Annotated in this window: 14 protein-coding genes; 7 read left to right on the forward strand and 7 right to left on the reverse strand. The window is 66.4% G+C overall.

Features of this window, described 5'->3' with window-relative positions:
- Positions 1-13 precede the first annotated feature (13 nt).
- Positions 14-11,545, forward strand: coding sequence for a Calx-beta domain-containing protein (locus LHU95_RS14545; RefSeq protein WP_248707674.1), 11,532 nt, complete (start codon positions 14-16; stop codon positions 11,543-11,545).
- Between the two features lie 24 nt (positions 11,546-11,569).
- Here the strand turns inward: LHU95_RS14545 and LHU95_RS14550 are convergent, their stop codons facing one another.
- Positions 11,570-12,436: an amidohydrolase family protein gene (locus tag LHU95_RS14550; RefSeq protein WP_248707675.1), complete on the reverse strand. Its 867-nt coding sequence runs from the start codon at positions 12,434-12,436 to the stop codon at positions 11,570-11,572.
- A 65-nt stretch (positions 12,437-12,501) separates the two neighbouring features.
- Here LHU95_RS14550 and LHU95_RS14555 point away from each other — a divergent pair, with 65 nt between their 5' ends.
- Positions 12,502-13,251, forward strand: coding sequence for an SDR family oxidoreductase (locus LHU95_RS14555; RefSeq protein ID WP_248707676.1), 750 nt, complete (start codon positions 12,502-12,504; stop codon positions 13,249-13,251).
- A gap of 2 nt (positions 13,252-13,253) precedes the next feature.
- Here LHU95_RS14555 and LHU95_RS14560 read toward each other — a convergent pair whose 3' ends face one another.
- The 3 genes from LHU95_RS14560 to LHU95_RS14570 form a co-directional block, all read right to left on the reverse strand.
- The gene (locus LHU95_RS14560) at positions 13,254-14,774 is read right to left on the reverse strand and encodes a phytoene desaturase (RefSeq protein ID WP_248707677.1); all 1,521 of its coding nucleotides are present in this window, start codon (positions 14,772-14,774) and stop codon (positions 13,254-13,256) included.
- Positions 14,775-14,815: 41 nt separating this feature from the next.
- A complete protein-coding gene (locus tag LHU95_RS14565; RefSeq protein WP_248707678.1) occupies positions 14,816-15,253 on the reverse strand; it encodes a YqaA family protein in 438 nt (145 codons plus the stop codon).
- A gap of 98 nt (positions 15,254-15,351) precedes the next feature.
- Complete coding sequence (locus tag LHU95_RS14570) at positions 15,352-15,873, reverse strand: demethoxyubiquinone hydroxylase family protein (RefSeq protein ID WP_248707679.1); 522 nt, start codon at positions 15,871-15,873, stop codon at positions 15,352-15,354.
- A gap of 53 nt (positions 15,874-15,926) precedes the next feature.
- Between LHU95_RS14570 and LHU95_RS14575 the strand changes: the two genes are divergently transcribed.
- Positions 15,927-16,277: a DUF393 domain-containing protein gene (locus LHU95_RS14575; protein WP_248707680.1), complete on the forward strand. Its 351-nt coding sequence runs from the start codon at positions 15,927-15,929 to the stop codon at positions 16,275-16,277.
- 75 nt (positions 16,278-16,352) lie between these two features.
- Positions 16,353-17,042 carry a DUF1194 domain-containing protein gene (locus tag LHU95_RS14580; protein ID WP_248707681.1) on the forward strand — a complete coding sequence of 230 codons (690 nt, stop codon included), beginning with the start codon at positions 16,353-16,355 and terminating at the stop codon, positions 17,040-17,042.
- A 31-nt stretch (positions 17,043-17,073) separates the two neighbouring features.
- On the opposite strand, the gene opgC is transcribed toward LHU95_RS14580, so the two are convergent.
- The 3 genes from opgC to LHU95_RS14595 form a co-directional block, all read right to left on the reverse strand.
- Positions 17,074-18,198, reverse strand: a complete 1,125-nt coding sequence (opgC, locus tag LHU95_RS14585; protein ID WP_248707682.1) for an OpgC domain-containing protein — start codon at positions 18,196-18,198, stop codon at positions 17,074-17,076.
- A 3-nt stretch (positions 18,199-18,201) separates the two neighbouring features.
- Positions 18,202-18,645 carry a hypothetical protein gene (locus tag LHU95_RS14590; protein ID WP_248707683.1) on the reverse strand — a complete coding sequence of 148 codons (444 nt, stop codon included), beginning with the start codon at positions 18,643-18,645 and terminating at the stop codon, positions 18,202-18,204.
- A 101-nt stretch (positions 18,646-18,746) separates the two neighbouring features.
- On the reverse strand, positions 18,747-19,292 hold the full coding sequence (locus LHU95_RS14595; protein ID WP_248707684.1) for a nucleoside 2-deoxyribosyltransferase: 546 nt from the start codon (positions 19,290-19,292) through the stop codon (positions 18,747-18,749).
- Between the two features lie 45 nt (positions 19,293-19,337).
- Here LHU95_RS14595 and LHU95_RS14600 point away from each other — a divergent pair, with 45 nt between their 5' ends.
- Genes LHU95_RS14600 through LHU95_RS14610 form a run of 3 tightly spaced genes read left to right on the forward strand, consistent with a single transcriptional unit; the run spans position 19,338 to position 22,277 of the window.
- Positions 19,338-20,129, forward strand: coding sequence for an alpha/beta hydrolase (locus tag LHU95_RS14600; RefSeq protein ID WP_248707685.1), 792 nt, complete (start codon positions 19,338-19,340; stop codon positions 20,127-20,129).
- Positions 20,130-20,155: 26 nt separating this feature from the next.
- On the forward strand, positions 20,156-21,352 hold the full coding sequence (locus LHU95_RS14605; RefSeq protein ID WP_248707686.1) for an ABC transporter substrate-binding protein: 1,197 nt from the start codon (positions 20,156-20,158) through the stop codon (positions 21,350-21,352).
- A gap of 4 nt (positions 21,353-21,356) precedes the next feature.
- The gene (locus tag LHU95_RS14610; RefSeq protein WP_248707687.1) at positions 21,357-22,277 is read left to right on the forward strand and encodes a branched-chain amino acid ABC transporter permease; all 921 of its coding nucleotides are present in this window, start codon (positions 21,357-21,359) and stop codon (positions 22,275-22,277) included.

The raw sequence follows: 22,277 nt of genomic DNA on the forward strand, positions 1-22,277 counted from the left end.
AGGAAGCTCATCCATGTCCAGCACCATCAACAGCAGCAGCTTCGTCTCCGTGGCGGAGGGTAATGCGGGCGGGACAGCCTTGAACTTCACAGTGACGCGAACCGGGGACACGACGGGCCTGGCCACCGTCACCTACACGGTCCTGCCGTTCTTCAGCGGCAACACCGTGACCGCCGCGGATTTCGTGGGCGGTGTGCTGCCGACTGCATTGCTGTCCTTCGCGCCGGGGGAGATCAGCAAGGTCGTGCCCATCCTTGTCCAGGGTGATACAGATGCGGAGCCGGATGAGGGGTTCTCCTTCCTTCTCACGGCGCCCACGGGTGGTGCCACGATCGGCCTCAACAGCGCCATTGGCTCGATCACCGGCGATGACGGCGCGCGCATTTCGGTCAGCCCAGCCGGCTTATACTACACGCCAGAGGGCAATGCCGGCACGACGGGCACCACTTTCACCGTTACCCGCTCCGGCGACCTGTCCATCGCCGCGACGGCAACCTGGTCGGTGGCAGGTTTCCTCTCCTTTGGCGCGACCACGCTGGCCGATGCATCCGACTTCGTCGGCGGCGTGCTGCCTGGCGGGACCGTCAGCTTTGATCCGAACCAGACCACCACGACCTTGACCGTGAATATCGCGGGCGACACTTCCTTCGAGCAGAATGACGGGTTCATGGTCGTTCTGTCGAACCCGTCGGCCGGCACGGTGGTCAGCAGCGGCGGAGTCGGCCATGTCATCATGAATGATGATGGCGCGGTGATTGCCTTCGCTCCTCAGGTCGCGCCCGCCCTGAATGAGGGAAACATCGGCAGCAGCCCGATGGTGTTCAACCTGGTGCGCAGCGGCGACACGTCGCAGGCCGTCTCGGTCAATTGGGCGATCAACCCCAATGCCTTCCCCGACCCCAATCCGGTCAATGCCGCGGATTTCTTGGGCGGCACCATACCCAGCGGCACAGTGGATTTCGCCGCTGGCCAGACCACGGCCAGCATCACGCTGAACATCGCGGGCGATACGGCGGTGGAGCCGAATGAGACGGTTCGCCTGGGTCTGACCTCAGCTTCCGCCAATGCCACCGTCGGTGCTGGCAATCTCATGACCGGCACTGTCGTGAATGATGACGGCAACCCTGCCATCATCTCGATGCAGTTCTCCAATCCGATTTCCGCAAGCGTCACGGAGGGAACTCTATTCTCCACGCCGGTGAACATCACAGTCCTGCGCAGCGGAGATACGGCCACCTCGGTCTTTGCCAACTGGGCGGTGAATTCCGGTTCGGCGAATGCGGCGGATTTCGTGGGTGGCGTCCTGCCCTCCGGCACGGTGCTTTTCCCGACCGGCGTGACGCAGGCGATGATCACCTTCAGCGTGGCGGCCGATGCGGTGTTGGAGCCGAATGAAGGCTTCGGCGTCAGCCTGACCAGCGCCGGTCCGGGCGCCCAGCTCGGCACGATCACGACCAGCTTTGGCAACATCAACAATGATGATGGCGCGATCCTCGCCACCACCAACACCTCCGGCTTCAACGCCAATGAGGGGAATTCCGGCAATACGCCGTTCAACATCACCATCACGCGCTCGGGTGACCTGACGATCGAAGCCACGGCGAACTGGGCTGTGGCGCCAGCCCCGTTCCCCGGCGCGAATGTGCCCAACGCCGCGGACTTCGCCGGTGGGGTCTTTCCCTCAGGCACAGTGACCTTCGGCATCGGCGAAACCAGCAAGATCATCACGGTGAACTTCGCCGGTGATACGGTTTTCGAGCAGAACGAAACCTTTATTGTCAACCTGACCAACCCGTCATCCGGGGCGGCGATTGGCAATTCCGTCTCCTACAACATCACCAATGATGACGGCGTGGTGATCGTGTTTGCCGGGCAGCCGAACCCCTCGGTCTTCGAGGGCGCTGTCGGCGCCAGCACGCCGATGAGCTTCACCGTCCAGCGCAACGGGGATGCCAGCGTCGCCGCCTCCGTGAATTGGGCCGCCACCGCCTTCGGCACCGCCACGGCCGCTGATTTCGTGGGGGGCGTGCTCCCCTCCGGCACCTTGAATTTTGGCATCGGCGAGACGTCGAAGCTCATCACGGTGAACATCGCCGGCGACGCGATCGTCGAGGCCAATGAGACGGTCAATATTCAGCTCAGCAGCCCCTCCGGCAACGCGACACTTGGCTCCTTCACCAGCATCCTCGGCACCATCTTCGATGGCGTGCAGACAGGAATCCTGGGCACCAACGGGAACGATACGATCACACCCGCTGGCGTCAGTGCCGGGGTCACAGGTGGCCAGCCTGGCAGCGGGAACGAGACGATTCAAGCTGGCGGCGGGAACGACTCCGTTGATGGCGGTGCCGGCGACGACAGGATCGAAGGCGGTGACGGCAACGATACCCTGATCGGCGGCGACGGCAACGACACCCTGATCGGCGGCACAGGGAGCGATTTCTTCCGCACCGGGACCGGCAACGATTCAGTCGATGGCAGCGAATCGGGAACCCGCAACACCATCAGTTACTCCACGCTTTCGGGCAGCATCAGCGCCGTATTCACGGGCGACACCAGAGGCGTGGGGACGGTCACGAAGTCGGCCGGCGGCGTCGATAACTTCGTCAACATCAACCAGATCAACGGCACCGCCGGCAACGACAGCTTCAACGGCTCCGCAGTCTCGACCAGTGCTTCGTTCACAGTGGTCTTCCGCGGCAGCGCCGGCAACGACACGATCACCGGCAACAACACCCGACTGACCGTCGCTGACTACTTTGACGCAACCAAGGCGGTGAACGTCAACCTCGGCACAGGCGTCGTCAGCCAGGATGGCTTCGACAGCCAGGATACGCTGATCAACGTGGCCCGCGTCACTGCCTCCAACGGCTTTGACGACACCCTGACCGGTGGGGGGGCAGACGACACTTTCTATATCTCCTCGGCTGGCGGCAACAAGATCGTCAACGGGGGCGCTGGTACGGATATCTATCGCTACGGGGTCAACAGCGCGATCACCATTGACCTTGTCCTTGGCACAGCAGTGAAGTCGGGTGGCGGCACGGACAGCCTGACCTCGATCGAGAACGCCGCCGGCAGCGGCGGCAATGACAGCGTCTCCGGCAATGCACAGAACAACACCCTTGCCGGAGATGTCGGTAATGACACGCTCGACGGTCGAGGCGGCTTCGATACCGCGGATTATGGTTTCAACTCGAACCAGGGCTTACCCGCCGGCATCATCGCCAACCTGACCACCGGCACTGCAACGGATTCCTGGGGCGGCACCGACACGCTGATCAGCATCGAGGCGCTGACCGGCACGGGTTTTGCCGATGACCTGACCGGGAAGATCATCACCGACACCACGACGTCAGGCGGCGGGTCCGACACGCAACTCCGCGGCCTGGGCGGCAACGACACCTTGCGCGCACCGCAAAATGATACGCGCGTCTTCGCCGACTATCGCGGTGATCCGGGCGCCATCCGAATCAATCTCTCCGGCACGGATACGGTACTGGGTGGCGTGAATGTCGCAGCCGGCACCGGCAAGGATGGCTATGGCGGCACGGATAGTTTCGACAAGATCCAGGCCGTGCTCGGCTCTAACTTCAACGACACCATCATCGGCACGGATCGCGCGGATCGCCTCTATGGCATGTCGGGTAATGACGTGCTGGTTGGTGGCGCAGGCGATGACACGCTCTCGGGCGGAGCGGGCGTGGACAGCTACACAGGCGGCGCGGGATTCGACGTCGTATTTTTCACACCTTACAACAGCAGCGACGTTCAGCCCACGCAGGGTGTGGTCGCCAACCTCATTACGCTCACGATTGCCAATGATGGCTACGGCAACGCCGAGGTCTTTGCAGGCGGCGCCAATGACATCGAGCAATTGGTGGGCACCAATTTCAACGACGATCTGACCGGCGCACGCGTTGATTGGACCGGCCAGTTCGGCGAGTCGCAGCAGACCTATCTGCGCGGCGGCAATGGTGCCGATAGCCTGCGCGGCGTCCTGGCCGATGCGCGCTACATCACCGCCGAGTATCTCACCGACCCCGACAGCAATGCCGACGGCTTTGGCGTCACCGTGAACCTCGTCACCCAGACGGCCACGGATGGCTGGGGCAACACGGACACGCTGTTCAACATCGGTGCCGCCCGTGGCAGCGCCTTCAATGACAGCCTGGTCGGCAATGACAGCGACAACTGGTTCCGTGGCGAGGCTGGCAGCGACACCATCGAGGGCGGACTTGGCCTGGATGTCGTCAGTTATCGCAGTTCCACCAGCAGTGTCATTCTCGATCTGGCCTCGGGCGTTGTCCAGGACGGTCTGGGTGGCGTGGATAGCCTGAGCGGCATCGAGAACGCCGTCGGCAGCACCACCGCGAATGACACGCTGCGAGGCGATGCCAATGCCAACAGCCTGAACGGCTATGGCGGTGATGACCTTCTGGAAGGCCGCGGCGGCAATGATATCCTGACTGGCGATGTCGGCAATGACACGGCCGTCTTCTCCGGCGCGCGCGCTCGCTACACTATCACGCGTGATGGTGTGACCGGCGATCTGACGGTGCTCGACACCCTCGTCTCCGGTGATGGTACCGATCTGGTTCGCAGCAGCGTCGAGACCCTGCGCTTCAGCGATGCTGATTACCTGGCCACCAGTTTCTCCGGCGCGCCCCCGCCAGTGCTCAGCATCGCCGCCCTCTCCGCCGACAAGGCCGAGGGCCATGCCGGCTCGGTGCCCTTCACCTTCACCGTCACCCGCACGGGCGACACCACAGCTCCGTCCAGTGTCGCCTGGGCCGTCACGGGCGCGGGCGCCACCGCGGCCGATTTCGCGGGCGGGGTCCTGCCCTCCGGCACGGTGGACTTCGCCGCCGGCGAGACAAGCAAGCTCGTCACGGTCAATGTCCTCACGGACAGCGTCGTCGAAGCGGATGAGGGCTTCACGGTCTCCTTGAACTCTCCCACGGGCGCCACGCTCGGCACCGCAAGCGCGGGGGGCACCATCCGGAATGATGACGCGCTGCTCTCCACCAGCGGCGGTGGCACCGTCACCGAGGGCAATGCCGGCACCACGCCGGTGACCTTCACCGTTGCACGCTCGGGCGATGTTTCGGGAACCTCGAGCGCCACATGGACCATTTCGGGCACCGGCGCCTCCCCCGTTGATGGGGCGGATTTCGTGGGCGGCGTCCTGCCCTCCGGCACGGTCAGCTTCGCTGGGGGTGAAACGAGCCAGATCGTCACCGTCAATGTCGCGGGGGATACCGCGGTCGAGTCGAATGACGGGATGCTCCTGACCCTTTCGGCCCCCTCCCCCGGCGCTTCGCTCGGCAACGCCACTGCCTCGCGCATCATCGTCAATGATGACGCGCTGCTGAACATCAGCGGCCCTGTGGGTCCGATCAGCGAGGGCGATGCCGGCAGCACCGCCTTCAGCTTCACGGTCACCCGCGTGGGCGACCTCACCGGCGCGGCATCGGTCAACTATGCCGTCACGGGGGCGGCCAACGGGGCGGATTTCGTGGGTGGCGTGCTGCCCAGCGGCACCGTCAACTTCGCCGCCAACCAGGCCAGCCAGACCATCACCATCAATGTGGCGGGCGACACGACCTTCGAGGCGGATGAGATCTTCACCGCCACGCTCTCCGCCCCCTCGGCCGGCGCCACGCTCGGCACCGCCGCGTTCAACGCCACGATCCTCAATGACGACCCAGCCCCGCCGGCCCCCGTCATCGCGATGGCGTCGAACTTCGTGGCCGGAATTGAAGGCAATGCCGGCAGCACGACGCTGAATTTCGGCGTCATTCGTGGTGGCGATACCTCGGCCGCCGTGACCGCCGATTGGGTGGTCAGCGCGGGCATGGGTGGCGGCATCACCGGTGCGGATTTCGTCGGCGGCGTGCTGCCCAGCGGCACCGTCACCTTCGCCATCGGCCAGACGGCCGGCACCATCGCCGTGCAGGTCGCCGGCGATACGCTGGTGGAAGAAACCGAGGTCTTCTTCGTCACCCTCAGCAACCCGACGGGTGGGGCCACGCTCGGCACCGCGACGAACCAGGGCACGATCATCACGGATGATACCGGCCTTTCCGTCGCTGCCCTCTCCGCCGACAAGGTGGAGGGCCAGGCCGGCCTGACGGACTACACCTTCACCGTGACCCGCTCGGGCGACCGCAGCGGCAATTCCTCGGTGGCCTGGGCGGTGACCGGCAGCGGCGCCAACCCGGCCGATGCCAATGATTTTGCGGGCGGGGCCCTGCCCTCCGGCACGGTCAACTTCGCCTTCAACGAGATGAGCAAGACCATCACCGTGCAGGTGGCCGGCGATGTGACCTCGGAGCCGGATGAGGGCTTCACGGTCACGCTCTCCGCACCCACGGGCGGCGTGCTGCTGACGGCGGCCGCCAATGGCGTCATCCGCAATGATGAACCGCTGGAGGGCACGGCAAACGCCGATACGATCGCCGGCACGTCCAATAATGACATCATTCGCGGCTTTGCCGGCAATGACAGCCTGACCGGTGCGGGCGGCGATGACGTCATCGAGGGCGGCGACGGCATGGACGCGCTGTTCGGCAATGAAGGCAATGACAGCCTGTTCGGCGGCAATGACGACGATGAACTGGTGGGCGGCCCCGGCAACGACTCGCTGACCGGCAATGCCGGCTCGGACCGTGCTAATTTCGCGGCACTCGGCCAGGCCGTGACCGTCACGCTGGATGCCTCGGGCAACGGCACCGCCGTCTCCGCCTCGGCCGGGACCGACACGCTGGTCAGCATCGAGCGTATCCTGGGCAGCGCCCTGGGCGACACCATCACCGTGACAGCGCCGATCGTGGGCAGCTTTGCGCGGATCGCGGGCGGTGGCGGCAACGACACCATCACCGGGCCCGGCAGCAACACCGTCTTCGCGGATTACCTCATCAACGGCGCAGGCCAGGCCGTGACGGTCAATCTGGGGACGGGCACGGCCAATGATGGCCAGGGCGGCACCGATACGCTGGTGAACATGCGGGCCGTGCGCGGCAGCCTGAACGCCGACAGCATCACGGGCTCTGGCTTCAGCGACCGCATCGCCGGGCGCGGCGGCAATGACACGATGGATGGCGCCGGCGGCACGAGCGACCTGCTGGATTATTCGCAGGCGACCAGTGGCGTCACGGTGAACATGGCCACCGGCATCGCCAATGACGGCGAGGGCGGCACGGACAGCTTCTCGAACTTCGAATACGTCATCGGCTCGGGCCTCGGTGACAGCCTGACCGGCGGCAATGGCAATGACACGCTCGATGGCGGCATCGGCAACGACACCTTCACCGGCGCTGGCGGCAATGATCTGATCATCGGCGGCACCGGCACCGATATCGCCGTCTTCACGGGCGCACGTGCCGGCTACACCGTGACGCGCGATCCCGGCACCGGGGTGGTGACCGTGGTGGACAACACCGCGGCGCGCGACGGCACGGATACGGTCAACGCCGATGTCGAAACCCTGCGCTTCAGCGATGGCGATTTCCTGGCCAGCGGCTTCACGGGGACCACGCTCTCCCTCGCTCCCCTTTCGGCCGACAAGGCCGAGGGCAATGCCGGCACCACCCCCTTCACCTTCACCGTGACCCGCACCGGTGACATCACGGGCACGTCCAGCGCAACCTGGGCGGTGACCGGGACCGGCGCCAATGCGGCTGATTTCCAGGGTGGCGTGCTGCCCTCCGGTACGGTCGCCTTCGCGGCCGGTGAGGCAAGCCAGACCATCACGATCCTCGTGACGGGCGACATCGGAGTGGAACTGAACGAGGGCTTTGCCGTCACGCTCTCGGCCCCCACCGGCGCCACGCTCGGCACCGCCTCCGCCGATGGCACGATCCGCAATGATGACGCGATCCTGAGCCTCAGCGGCCCGGGAAGCCCCATCGATGAGGGCAATGCCGGCAGCACCGCCTTCACCTTCACCGTCACCCGGACGGGCGATCTCAGTGGTGCGGCCTCGGCCAGCTACGCGGTCACCGGGGCGGCGAATGCGGCGGATTTCGTGGGCGGGGTTCTGCCCTTCGGCACCGTTCTCTTTGCCGCCGGCGATGCGACTCAGACCATCACCATCAATGTGGCGGGGGACGGCATCATCGAGCCGGATGAGGTCTTTACCCTCTCCCTCTCGGCGCCCTCCGGTGCGTCTCTTGGCACCGCCACGGCCGATGCGACCATCCTCAATGATGATTCGTTCGTCCCCACCACCCTCAGCGTGGCCGCCACCCTGGCGGACCGGCCGGAAGGCCAGCCCGGCAGCACCTTGCTGACCTTCACCGTCACGCGCACGGGCGATGTCAGCGGCGCCTCCAGCGCCGCATGGGCCATCGCGGGCTCCGGCCTCAACCCCACCGATGCGGCGGATTTCGTCGGCGGCGTCCTACCCTCCGGCATTGTTTCCTTTGCCGCGGGCCAGACCTCCAGGGTCATCAACGTCAATGCCGCCGGCGATACCGCCTGGGAAGCGGATGAGAGCTTCACCCTGACACTTTCCAGCCCGGTCGGAACCGTGCTCGGCACCAGCACCGCCCAGGGCATCCTGCGCAATGACGACCCGACGCGCTTCGCCATCACCGCCACCGATGCCGTCAAGTCCGAAGGCCAGGCGGGCAGCACGCCCTTCACCTTCACCGTGACACGCGATGGCGATACCTCCGTCGCGCACAGCATCACCTACGGCGTCGTTCCCAATGGCGCGAGCAAGGCCAATGCGGCGGATTTCGTGGGCGGCGCCTTCCCGAGCGGCACAGTGGATTTCGCCGTGGGCGAGACCAGCAAGACCCTCACCATCAACGTCCAGGGCGATACCACGGTTGAGGCCGATGAGGGCTTCGCCGTGCAGATCTCCACCGCAACGCCCGGCCTGGCCATTGCCACCTCCACGGCTTTTGCCAGCATCCTCAATGAGGATGTGGTCATTCCCACGAGCCTCAGCGTCGCCGCCACCCTCGCTGACCGCGCCGAAGGCGCGCCCGGCAGCACCTTGCTGACCTTCACCGTCACGCGCACGGGCGATGTCAGCGGCGCCTCCAGCGCCGCATGGGCCATCGCGGGCTCCGGCCTCAACCCCACCGATGCGGCGGATTTCGTCGGCGGCGTCCTACCCTCCGGCATTGTTTCCTTTGCCGCGGGCCAGACCTCCAGGGTCATCAACGTCAATGCCGCCGGCGATACCGCCTGGGAAGCGGATGAGAGCTTCACCCTGACACTTTCCAGCCCGGTCGGAACCGTGCTCGGCACCAGCACCGCCCAGGGCATCCTGCGCAATGACGACCCGACGCGCTTCGCCATCACCGCCACCGATGCCGTCAAGTCCGAAGGCCAGGCGGGCAGCACGCCCTTCACCTTCACCGTGACGCGCGATGGCGATACCTCCGTCGCGCACAGCATCACCTACGGCGTCGTTCCCAATGGCGCGAGCAAGGCCAATGCGGCGGATTTCGTGGGCGGCGCCTTCCCGACCGGCACGGTGGATTTCGCCGTGGGCGAGACCAGCAAGACCCTCACCATCAACGTCCAGGGCGATACCGCGATCGAGGCCAATGAGGGCTTCGCCGTGCAGATCTCCACCGCAACGCCCGGCCTGGCCATTGCCGCTTCCACGGCTTTTGCCAGCATCCTCACGGATGATGCGCTGCTCGCCCTCACCGGCGGCGCACCATTGGCCGAGGGCAATTCCGGCACGACGGCCTTCACCTTCACCGTCACCCGCAGCGGTGACACGACGAGTGCCGTCAGCGCGAATTGGGCTGTGACGGGAAGCAGCGGCCAGCCGGCCACCGCCGCCGATTTCCTGGGCGGCGTGCTGCCCAGTGGCGTGGTGAGCTTCGCCGCCGGCCAAACCACCCAGACCATCACGGTGGATGTCCTGGGCGACACCACCCTGGAGCTGAACGAGCAGTTCAGCCTGACCCTCTCCAGCCCATCGGCTGGTGCCTCGCTCGGCACTGCCATCGCGTCGCGCGTGATCGTGAATGATGATGCATTGCTGAACATCAGCGGCCCCGTCGGCCTGATCAACGAAGGCGATGCCGGCAGCACGGCCTTCACCTTCACCGTGACACGCCTGGGCGATACCACCGGTGCGGCATCTGCCAGCTATGCTGTCAGCGGGACGGCCAATGCGGATGATTTCGTGGGTGGCGTGCTGCCCAGCGGCACCGTCAACTTCGCCGCGGGCCAGACCACCCAGACCATCACCATCAATGTCGCCGGAGATACTGATTTCGAGGTGAATGAGGCCTTCGCGGTCACCCTCTCAGCGCCCTCCGGTGCCTCGCTCGGCACCGCCACGGCCAGCGCGACCATCCGCAATGATGATGCGGCCCCGCCCGCCACCCTCAGCGTGGCCGCCACCCTGGCGGACCGGCCTGAGGGCCTGCCCGGCAGCACCTTGCTGACCTTCACCGTCACGCGCACAGGCGATGTCAGCGGTGCCTCCAGCGCCGCATGGGCCATCGCAGGCTCCGGCCTCAACCCCACGGATGCGGCGGATTTCGTCGGCGGCGTCCTGCCCTCCGGCATCGTCTCCTTCGCCGCGGGCCAGACCTCCAGGGTCATCAACGTCAATGCCGCCGGCGACACAGTCTGGGAAGCGGATGAGAGCTTCACCCTGACGCTCTCCAGCCCGGTTGGCTCCGTGCTGGGCACCAGCACCGCCCAGGGCGTCCTGCGCAATGACGACCCGACACGCTTTGCCATAGCGGCCGCCGATGCCGCCAAGTCCGAAGGCCAGGCGGGCAGCACGCCCTTCACCTTCACCGTGACTCGCGATGGCGATACCTCCGTCGCGCACAGCATCACCTACGGCGTCGTCGGCAATGGCCCGAGCAAGGCCAACGGGACGGATTTCGTGGGCGGCGCCATGCCGGGCGGCACGGTGGATTTCGCCGCGGGCGAGACCAGCAAGCTGCTCACCATCAACGTCCAGGGCGATACCTCGGCCGAGGCCAATGAGGGCTTCGCGGTGGTCATTTCCACCGCGACCCCGGGGCTGGCCATTGCAACCGCCGTGGCGCTCGGCAGCATCCTCAATGAGGATGCCGCGGCCATTGTCGGCAGCAACGCGGCCAATACGCTGACCGGCACGGCCTTCGGCGAGGCCATCTTCGGCCAGGGCGGCAATGACCTGCTGGATGGCGCCGGCGGCGATGACGTGCTGGATGGCGGCAACGGCAATGACACGCTGATCGGCGGGGCCGGGAAGGATCGCCTGACCGGCGGGGCGAATGCCGATACCTTCCGCTTCGACGATGTGTTCGACGCCGATGGCGATGTCATCACCGACTTCACCGTCGCCCAGGGCGACAAGGTGGACCTCCAGTTGATGGACGCCGACTCCAATACGCTGGGCGACGAAGCCTTCGCCTTCATCGGTGCGGGCGCCCTCACGGGCCTGGCCGGTGAGTTGCGCTTCGATGCGGGCATCCTGGAAGGCGATGTGGACGGCAACGGCATCGCCGATTTCCAGGTGCAGATCACCGGCGTCGCCAGCCTCGCATCCACGAATTTCTGGCTGTAGGGGCGGGGCGGCCGCCCCGCCGCCTCAGAAGCCGTAAAGCGCCGCCGGATTCTCCACCAGGATCCGGCGGCGGGTTGCCGCATCCGGCACCCATTCACTGAGCCAATCCAGCAGCATCCCGTCATCGAGCATCTGTGCGGGCGTCTGGAATTGCGTGTGCGGCCAATCCGTGCCCCAGACGCAGCGCTCCGGCGCGGCAGCCACAAAGCGCCGCGCGATGGGCGTGAGGTCGGCATAGGGCGCCACACTCGCGCGATATCCACACAGTTTCACATGGGCGCGCCCCGCCTCGATCAATCGCAGGGCGGCCGAAAGCGCCGCGCCATCCGGCCCATGCGCCGCATTCACCCCCGCCATATGGTCCAGCACCAGGGGCACCGGCAGCGTGGCAAGCCGCGGGGCGAGCGCCATCAGCACATCGCCCTTCATGTAGAGCTGGATATGCCAGCCGAGATCCGCGACGCGTCGGGCCAGGGATTCCAGTTGCTCCACCGGCGTGCCATTGCCGCTGACCGCGTTGAAACGCACGCCCACCGCTCCGGCATCGGCCAGGCGCCGCAGCTCCGCCCCGGTCGCTGCGTCATCCACCACCACGATGGCGCGCGCATTGTCATGGCCGAATTGCGCGACGGCATCCATCGTGACGGCATTATCCGTGCCGTAGACGCTGGCCTGCACCACCACGCGCCGCGTCAGGCCGAGTGTCCGCGCCATATCCAGGTAATGGGCGATCAATGCGGGGGGCGGGGTGTAGGGGCGCGTCGCACTCAAGGGGAAGCGATCATAGGGTCCGAAGATATGGAAATGGCTGTCGCAGCTGCCCTCGGGCGCGCGCTGGCGGGGCGGGTTTGTCACCGCATGGGCGGGGGCACAGGTGAAGGTCAGCTCCATGGGGTGAGATTGCTTGCATCGCCGGCCCGGCGCAATCTTGCGGCACAGCATGCGGGAGAAACGCGATGAACAAGGTTGCAGTGGTCACGGGCGCCAGCACGGGAATCGGGCGCGCCGTCGGTTTGGGCCTTCTGGCCGCGGGGTATCGCGTGGCGCTGGCCGCCCGCCGGCAGGACGCACTGGACGAAACGGCGCAGATGGCGGGCGCCAACAGCGCAAACGCGCTGCCCATGGCGACCAACGTCGCCTCGCCCGACAGCGTGAACGCGCTGTTCGCGGCGGTGAAGGCCAAGTGGGGCCGGTGTGACCTGCTGTTCAACAATGCGGGCATGGGCGTGCAGGGCTTTCTGCTGGAAGACCTGCCCGTGGAAAAATGGCTGGAAATGGTGAGTGTGAACCTCACCGGCAGCTTCCTTTGCGCGCAGCAGGCGTTTCGCATGATGAAGGAGCAGACGCCCCAGGGCGGCCGCATCATCAATAACGGCTCGATCAGCGCCCATACGCCCCGCCCAGACAGCGTGGCCTATACGGCGACCAAGCATGCCATCACGGGGCTGACCAAGTCGCTGATCCTGGACGGGCGGAAATACAACATCGCCGCGGGCCAGGTGGATATCGGCAATGCCGCGACGAACATGACGGCACGCATGCAGAAGGGCGTAAAGCAGCCCAATGGCGAGATGATGGTGGAAGCCACCATGGATGTGCAGAACGTGGCCAAGGCCGTGCTGTTCATGGACAGCGTGACGCCCGAGGCGAATGTTCCCTTCCTGACCGTGAAGGCCTCGCTCATGCCCTGGGAGGGGCGCGGCTGACCTTAACGAAGCTGGGCAGAAGCCAAGGGGACGGGATCGGGCACGATCTCGTCCAGCACCTGGGCCGAGGAAATCACCCCCGGCACCCCTGCCCCCGGATGCGTCCCCGCCCCCACCAGATACAGGCCTTCCACCTCCTCGCTCTTGTTGTGCGGGCGGAACCAGGCGCTCTGGAAGAGTTGCGGCTCCAGGGAAAACGCCGCGCCATTGACCGAGGAAAGCCGGTCCTGGAAGTCCTGCGGCGTGAGCATATGCGACGTGGCGATCACATCGCCCAGCCCGGGCATCACCGTCTCCTCCAGCCGCTTCTGGATGGCGGCGCGATAGGGTTCGGCGCGCTCGCGCCAATCCGTGCCACTGCCCAGATGCGGCACCGGGGCCAGCACATAGAAGGCATCGCAACCGGGCGGCGCCAGTGACGGGTCATTGGCTGTAGGGCGGTGCAGGTAGAGGCTGAAATCCTTGGCCAGACGCTTGGTGGTGAAGATGTCCTTCAGCAATTCGCGGTAACGCGGCCCCAGCACCATGGTGTGGTGATACACATCCTCGAAGCGCTTGCTCGTCCCGAAATACCAGACGAACAGCGACATGGAGTAGCGCGCGCGGCCCAGCTTGCGGTCGGTCCAGCGCTTGCGCGGCGTCTCCGACAGCAGCTTGCTGTAGGTCCAGGCGACATCGGCGTTGGAGACAACGACCCCCGCTTCGAGGTGCTCGCCCGAGGCCAGCCGCACGCCCGTCGCGCGGCCGCCTTCGACGGTGATCTGGGAGACCTCGGTGTTGTAGCGCATCGCACCACCGACACCTTCGATCAGCCCGACCAGGCCGCGCACCAGGGCACCCGTGCCGCCCATCGCGTAATGCACCCGGTGCAGCCGCTCCAGATGCGCGATCAGGCAGTAATAGGCCGTGGTGGTGAACGGGTTTCCGCCGATCAGCAGCGGATGGAAGCTGAAGGCGATGCGCAGCTTCTCATTCTTGAAATAGGTGGCGACCTTCTGGTGCACCGTGAGATAGCCGCCCAGGCGCAGCATGTTCGGAATGGCGCGCAGCATGGTCGTGAAGCGGTGAAAGGGCTGGTCGGCCAGTTCCACGAAGGCGACCTTGTAGATCGCCTCGCTGTCCCGGATGAAGCGATCGAAGCCCTCCACATCGCCGGGCGAAATCCGCGCCACCTCGGCGCGCATCGCCGGCAGGTCCGCCGTGCAGGAGAAGGTTTCGCCATCATCGAATCGGATCTTGTAGAAGGGATCAATCGCCCGAAGCTCGACATCATCCGAGAGCTTGCGGCCACAGAGTGCCCAGAGTTCTTCCAGGAGATAGGGCGCCGTGATGATGGTCGGCCCCGCATCAAAGGTGTAGCCATCCTGCCGATAGACATAGGCGCGCCCGCCTGGCCCATCGAGCTTCTCCAGCACCGTCACGCGATAGCCGCGCACCCCCAGCCTGACGGCGGCAGCAAGGCCGCCAAAGCCGGAGCCAATCACGATGGCGTGGGGACGGAGATCAGGGGCGCGTTCGAGCATGTCCACATCATGTGACACTGAATCAGCGAATGGCAACCGCGTCACATGAGGCCAAGGGTGATCAGCGCGAGGGTCACGTAACGACCCGTCTTGGCCAAGGCGACCAGCAGCACAAAGCGCCAAAGCGGCTCACGCAGCACGCCGGCCACGATGGTCAGCGGATCGCCGATGATGGGCGCCCAGCTCAGCATGAGGGACCAATGGCCCCAGCGCCCGTACCACCGCTCGGCCCGCGCCAGCGCCTCGGGCGAGGCCGGGAACCAGCGCCGGTCCCGGTAGCGGTGGATCAGCCGGCCCAGGGCCCAGTTCACCACCGAACCCAGGGTATTCGCCACGCTGGCCACCAGAACCAACGCCCAGACGGCATGATCGCCGGTGACCATGAGGCCGACCAGGACAGCCTCGGATTGGAGCGGAAAAATCGTCGCGGCCACGAAGGCGGAGAGGGCCAGGGTGATGTAGGCGGTGAGCGTGGACACGATCTAGGCGGAAGGGATCAAGGGGCGCCGCCCCTTGACCACCCCGGGAGGAAAACGGGTTTCCTCCACCTTCTGTCCGTCAGGGACCTGCAACGCCTTCAGATGCGCCGGGCGGCATGGACGGCGGCTTCGCTGCCGAAGCCGACCAGCCGGCCCCAGCCGCGCAGCGCTGCGCCCACCACACCGGCATGCATCTGCCGTGCTTCATCGCGGTGGTGCACCTCCTCCTCCTGGCAGCGGGCCAGCATGTCGCGCAGGTCCGGGAAGATGCGCTCGGCGTCGAGCCGGTCGAGCTGCTGCTGGTAGTGATGGTCCACGAAGGTCTCCACCGCATCAATCGTCGCATAGACGGCGCGCGGGCCGAACAGCGCGGGCACGGCGCCGGTGATCCAGCCGGCCACGCGCCAGATGGGCAACAAGCGCGAATGCTGCGCCTTCGGCAGCACCTCCTCGATCAGGCGCAGATGCCCTTGCTCCGTCTCCATGTGGCGCTGGGCGAAATCGCGCAGGGTGGCATCCCGGCAGAAGGCCAGGATCCCGCGGTAAATCATCACGGCGCCCGTCTCGCCCGCATGGTCGGAGCGGAGTTCGGCGATGAGCCAGTCGGGGAAGCTTTGCATGGAGCGGCATATCGCCCGGTTGCGCCATACGGCAAGCCCACCATCTGCCTGTCATGGCCGAAGATCCGCGCACCCAGGTGTATTTTGATGGCGGCTGCCCCGTCTGCTCCCGCGAAATCGCGACCTATCGGCGGGCCGAAGGGGCGGCGGCGCTGTGCTTTGTGGATGTCTCCCTGCCCGACGCCCCGCTGGCGCCCGGGCTGACGCGCGAGGCCGCATTGGCGCGGATGCATGTCCGGCGTGCCGATGGCAGCATGGCGAGCGGCGCGGCCGCCTTCGCCGCCCTCTGGAGCGCCTTGCCGCGCTGGGCCTGGCTCGGTCGCATCTCCGCACTTCCCGTCGTGGCGCCGGTACTGGAGCTTGGCTATCTCGGCTTCCTGCGGCTTCGCCGCGCCTGGCGCTGACGCTTCGCCATTTCGCTTGCCAGCCCTGGCCCGGCACTTCCAAGATGGCTCCATGCCTTTGGAAGGTTTCCCGAGATGACCGTTCCGCGCCGCCTGTTGCTGGCGGCACCCGCCGCCCTCACCGCCCGTCGCGCCGCCGCGCGCGAAGCGGTGGACATGCTGCTGGTGCTGGCCATGGATGCCTCGGGCTCCATCGGGGAGGATGAATTCCGCCTGCAGCGCGAAGGCTATGCCGAGGCGCTGACCCACCCCCAGGTGGTGGCCGCCATTCGCAGCAAGCCGCGCGGCGCCATGGCCATCGCCATGATCGAGTGGGGCAGCCCCGGCGGTTCGCAGACCATCGTGGACTGGCAGCGCGTGCATGACCTTGGCTCCGCCCAGGCCATCGCCGATGCGCTGCTGGGGGCCCCACGCACCCAGCAGACCTATAATGCGATCGGCGATGCCATCCATCACGCCAGCCACTTGCTGCGCGAGGGGCCCTTCCACGCCGAGCAGATGGTGATTGACGTCTCGGGCGATGGGCCGGACATGCGCAGCATGCGGCCTGCCCCGGTTGCGCGGGACATCGTCGTGCGGCGGGGAATGGTGGTGAATGCGCTCGCCATCTCAGGCTCCGGCCAGGTGACCCGCGCCGGCGAGACGCTGGAGGAGCATTACCGCCGCGATGTGATGGGCGGGCCCGGGGCTTTCGTCATCACGGCCGAAAGCCGGCGGGATATCGCGCGCGCATTGCGGGCCAAGCTGATCCGCGAAATGGCCTGACGGCCGCGGGACGGCACCCCCCGCGAGCGCATCACCCCGATGAGGTTTTTTGCGCCATGGCGTGGCTGGGCCGCGTGCGCTCGGAAAACACCGCGATGGTCCAGAGTGCCGCGATCCCTGTCAGAACCAGCACCACGCCGAGCATGCCCGCCTGATCGGGCATGGCTTCCATCACGCGCGAGATGATCCAGGCGAAGAACAGCCCCACGCAAAACACCCGCAGGCTGTGCCGGCCAATGGCAGCCAAGGCACGGCCCAGCATGCCATCCATCCAGCCGGCCTCGCGCGGCACCAGCACCGCCACCAGGTAGGCCAGCGCCAGCGCATGGGCGAGCCGCGTCGGTGCCAGCACTTCCTTGTGTTGCAGGGCGGAGGCGGCGAAGGCCGGGCCATCCAGGAAACCATGCTCCACCAGGCGGGCGGCAAAACCCGCCAGGACGATCAGCGCAGCCGCCCCCGTCATCCAGCCAGCGCGCGGCAGGGCCACGCCATGCAGCGCCCGCCAGCCGAGCAAGCCGCCCAGCAGATACAGGAATTGCCAGGCGAGCGGATCAAACCCGATCAGCGAGCCGCCAAGCCCCGGCGTTTCCACCCAGCCAAGATTTGTAGCGGCATAGAGCAGGAAGCTCGGCAACAAGGCCCAGGCGCCGATGCGCCGCACCAGAAGCAGAAACGGCCCAAGCACCAGCATCCCCACGACGAAAACAGGCAAAGTGCCCATGAAATCCGGCTGGTAGAGCGTGGTGGCCGAGAGCGCCACCGCGGCGAAAGGCTGCTCCACCAGGAAGCGCCAGCCAAAGCGATCCACGGCATCCGGCACGTGAAACAGCAGATCAGCCACCAGGACCATCGCCGCGAACATGAAGAATACCCGGAGATGGGTGCGGTAAAGCCGCCAGGCGCGCATCAGCAGATCCTGCTGCGCCAGCCCCGCCCCCTGCCGCGCCAGCTTGAGCCCGAACACCGAGCCCAGCGTGAGGCCCGAAAGCAGGATGAACATCTCCGAACTGTCGGAAAGCCCCCAGGCCGCGTGGATTCCCCAGGCCAGGGAGGTGCCGACGACATGCGAGATGAAGATCGAGATCTGCATCCAGCCACGCAGCACATCAAGGCGCAGATCGCGCGGCGGGCGGGCCGGCAGGGCAACGGGCGACACGGCTCAGGCCGCCAGGGCGGCGCGGCGCGGCAACAGCGCCAGGAGTTGATCGCGCCGCAACCAGGCCACCAAAAGCCCCATGGTGAAGGTGAAGCAGGCCTCCTTGAAGAGGGCACCGCCATCCTCATAGGGGTCCACGCCGAGCGGGGTAAAGAGGTGAAAGAAGATGGCGCCGCCCATGATGCCAGCCGCGAACAACCCGCCCAAACCCTGGGTGCGCGGCACCAGGACAAGGATCGCCGCGATGATTTCCATGCCGGCCACAAAAAGGCGCAAGGGCTTCTCCGGGATGCCCGACCAGTCGGACAGACGGTCAAAGATCAGCGTCGGGCCGGTGAGCTTGTACTGCTCGTAGTAGAGCAGCTCATAGGCAATCCAGATGGCCGCAGCCCAGGCGGCGAGGTTGAGCAGGATGGTCTTCCAGTTCGGCGAAGCGGCGTGATCCATGACAACCTCAGCGCTTCATCAGGCCCCCTGGATTGGCGGGCTTTTAGCGAGCGTTGAGGTCAATTCGCCGGGAGATGAGGAAGGGTTAGCACGGGCAACAATTACAATTTTCTTACAATGCGCGCCCTGACGGCGAGGAGGCAGGCCTCGAACAGCGTGACATCCGCCCAAGGCAAGGGCTGTTCCGCCCGCAGCAGCACGCCCCCCGAGGCGGCGATGGCGCCCTCCAGCATCAAATTCTCCGCCAGGCCGAAATCCTCGATCTCCAGCCCATCCGCATCCCGCCACATGGCGCCGTCGCGCCGCGCGCCGGGCACCCGCGCGCGGTAATCCGCCGGCGCGTGGGTATAGCCGAAGACCGGCCGACCGAGCCCGCGCATATAGCCCAGCTCGAACACCGTCCCCGGATCCGCCGCGACCCCACGAAACGGCGTCAGATTGGCCACCAGCACGTCACAGCCCTGGATATGCGCCTCGTTCGCCGCATGAATCCGCCGCCAATCGGGCGGGCCGGAGGGCATGGGGGCCGGCGCATCCAGCGGGAAGACGCCCACCATCCCATGCCGCGCGCAGATCGCCTTCTTCGCAGCCCCCGCGGCCAGGGGTTCAGGCAGAAAGACTTCGGGGCCGGCAAGGTAGATGCGCATCCCCCCATTGTGCCAAAAAAGCGCCGGCTGGCCTATCATCGCGGCATGGACCTCGAAATCGAATACAACAACCGCGCCCGCGTGCCCGGCCACCCCGCCATCATCGCGGAATGGATGCGCCAATCCGCCGCCCTGCGAACGGCCCATCCCCCCCAGCAGATCGCCTACGGCCCCGGCCCGCGCGAAGTGATGGACCTGTTCCTGCCCCGGGAGGTTCGCGGCGTCGCGATGTTCTTCCATGGTGGCTATTGGCAGGCGATGGACCGCTCGGCCGTCAGCCATTGCGCGGCGGGGCTGCTGGCCCACGGGGTGGCGGTCGCCTGCCCTTCCTATGATCTGTGCCCCGCCGTCCCGCTGGCCCAGATCGTGGAACAGGCCGAAGCCGCCGCGCGGGCGCTGCATGGGCGGCTGAACCGACCCATGCTGGTGAGCGGCCATTCGGCGGGTGGGCACCTGGCCGCGATGCTGCTGGCACGGCTGCCGGCCCACTTGGTCGCGGCGGCGGTGCCGATATCCGGGCTGTTCTGGCTGGAACCGCTGATCCCCACCAGCATCAACACCGCCCTCGGGCTTGATGCGGCGGCCGCGCGCGCCCTCTCGCCCGGCTTGCTGCCCGCGCCGGGGCGGCCGCTGCATTGTGTGGTGGGTGGCGCGGAAAGCAGCGAATTCCTGCGCCAGAGCGCCGAATTCGCGGCACTCTGGGGCGGCGGGTCCGAGGCTATGCCCGGGCTGGACCACTTCACCATCCTCAGCCCCTTGCCGGATGCGCAACATCCGCTGACGATGAGGGTCGCGGCACTTGCATGGCAGGTTTGCGATGATGTATCGAATGTTTGAAGCTTAAAGCAATTGGAGAGCATCTGATGGCGTTTCAGGTTCCGGGTTTGCCCCGCCGCACCCTTCTGGCCTCCAGCGCCGGGCTGCTCGCAGCCCCCGCCGTCCAGGCCCAGCCGACCCCGATCAAGATCGGGCTCGTCGCCCTGCTCACCGGCCCCGCCGCCGCCAATGGCACCCATCTGCGCGATGGCTGGATGCTGGGCATGCGGCAGTTGAACAACCAGCTGGGCGGCCGCCCGGTCGAGACCATCGTGATCGACGATGAACTGCGCCCCGATGTCGCCGTCACCAAGGTCCGCGCCGCGATCGAGCGGGACAAGGTTGATTTCGTCGTCGGCGTCGTCTTCTCCAACGTGCTGGCCGCCATCATGCGCCCGGTGACGGAGAGCAACACCTTCCTCATCTCCACCAATGCCGGCCCCTCGACCTTCGCCGGCCGTGGCTGCAATCCCTTCTTCTTCACCACCAGCTACAACAATGACCAGGTCCATTCCGTCATGGGCCAGGTGGCGCAGGATGCCGGCTACCGCCGCGTCTTCGTGATGACGCCGAATTACCAAGCCGGGCGCGATGCCGTGGCCGGCTTCAAGTCACGCTTCCAGGGCACCGTGGTGGATGAGGTTTATGTCCCCCTCACCCAGCTCGATTTCTCGGCCGAGCTGGCGCGCATCGCCTCGATGCGGCCGGATGCCATCTTCACCTTCATGCCGGGCGGCCTCGGCGTGAATCTGGTCCGGCAATACCGCCAGGCGGGCCTGGCCAATATCCCCTTCCTCTCCACCTTCACCGTGGATGAAGCGACGCTGCCGGCCCAGGGCGAAGCGGCACTGGGCTTCTTCAGCGCCGCCAGCTGGGCGCCCAACATGGACAACCCGGTGAACCGCCGCTTCGTCTCCGAGTTCGAGGCAGCCTTCAACTATGTGCCGGCCACCTACGCCGCGCAGAGCTATGACGCGGCAAACCTGCTCAACGCCGCGGTGCGGCGCGTCGGTGGCAATCTGTCCGACAAGAACGCGGTTCGCGCGGCAATTGCAGCGGCTGATTTCCAGTCAGTGCGCGGGCCCTTCCGCTTCGGCGTGAACCAGTATCCCGTGCAGGATTTCTGGCAGCTCCAGGTGGCGCGCCGCCCCGACGGCAAGTTCCAGACCGAGACGGTGCGCAAGGTTCTCGAAGCCAATGTGGACCCCTGGGCGGCCGAGTGCCGGATGGCGGCGCGCATCTGATTCGGTGAACACCACGCTCCTTTTCGTGCAGGCGTTGAACGGGCTGCAATTCGGCATCCTGTTGTTCCTGGTGGCGGCGGGGCTCACGCTGGTCTTTGGCGTGATGGATTTCATCAATCTGGCCCATGGCGTGCAGTACATGCTGGGCGCCTATATGGGTGCCACGCTGGCGGCCCTCACCGGCAGCTTCTGGTGGGGGCTGCTGCTGACGCTGCCGGCCACACTCGGCTTCGGCCTGCTGCTGGAATTCCTGGTCTTTCGCCATTTGTATGAGCGGGACCACCTCTCCCAGGTGCTCGCCACCTTCGGCGTCATCCTGTTCCTCAACCAGGGCGTGAAGGCGGTCTTCGGCACCGCCCCCATGCAGATGCCCCTGCCCGAATTGCTCAGCGGTGGCGTGCCGGTCATGGATGGGCTGCTCTACCCCACCTACCGCATTGCCATCCTGGTGGCCGGCCTCGCCATTGCCGGGCTGCTCTGGTTCCTGGTGGAGCGTACGCGTGTGGGCATGCTGGTCCGCGCCGGTGCATCCAACGCGGCCATGGTCTCGGCACTCGGCGTGGATATCCGGCGCCTTTTCATGCTGGTCTTTGGCTTCGGCGCCATGCTCGCGGGCTTTGCCGGCGCCATGGCGGCCCCCATCCTCTCGGTCGAACCGGGGATGGGCGACAACCTGCTCATCCTCGCCTTCGTGGTGATCGTGATCGGCGGGATCGGCTCGGTGCGCGGCGCCTTCATCGCGGCCCTGCTGGTGGGGCTGGTGGAGACCATCGGGCGCGGGATGATGCCCGATCTGATGCGCCTGTTTCTCGACCCTTCCGCCGCGCGCCAGGCTGGGGCGGCGATGGCCTCCATGCTGATCTATGTGGTGATGGCGGCAATCCTCGCCTTCCGGCCGGCCGGCCTGTTTCCGGTGCGCCGATGA

The organism is Sediminicoccus sp. KRV36 (assembly GCF_023243115.1).
GTDB lineage: Bacteria > Pseudomonadota > Alphaproteobacteria > Acetobacterales > Acetobacteraceae > Roseococcus.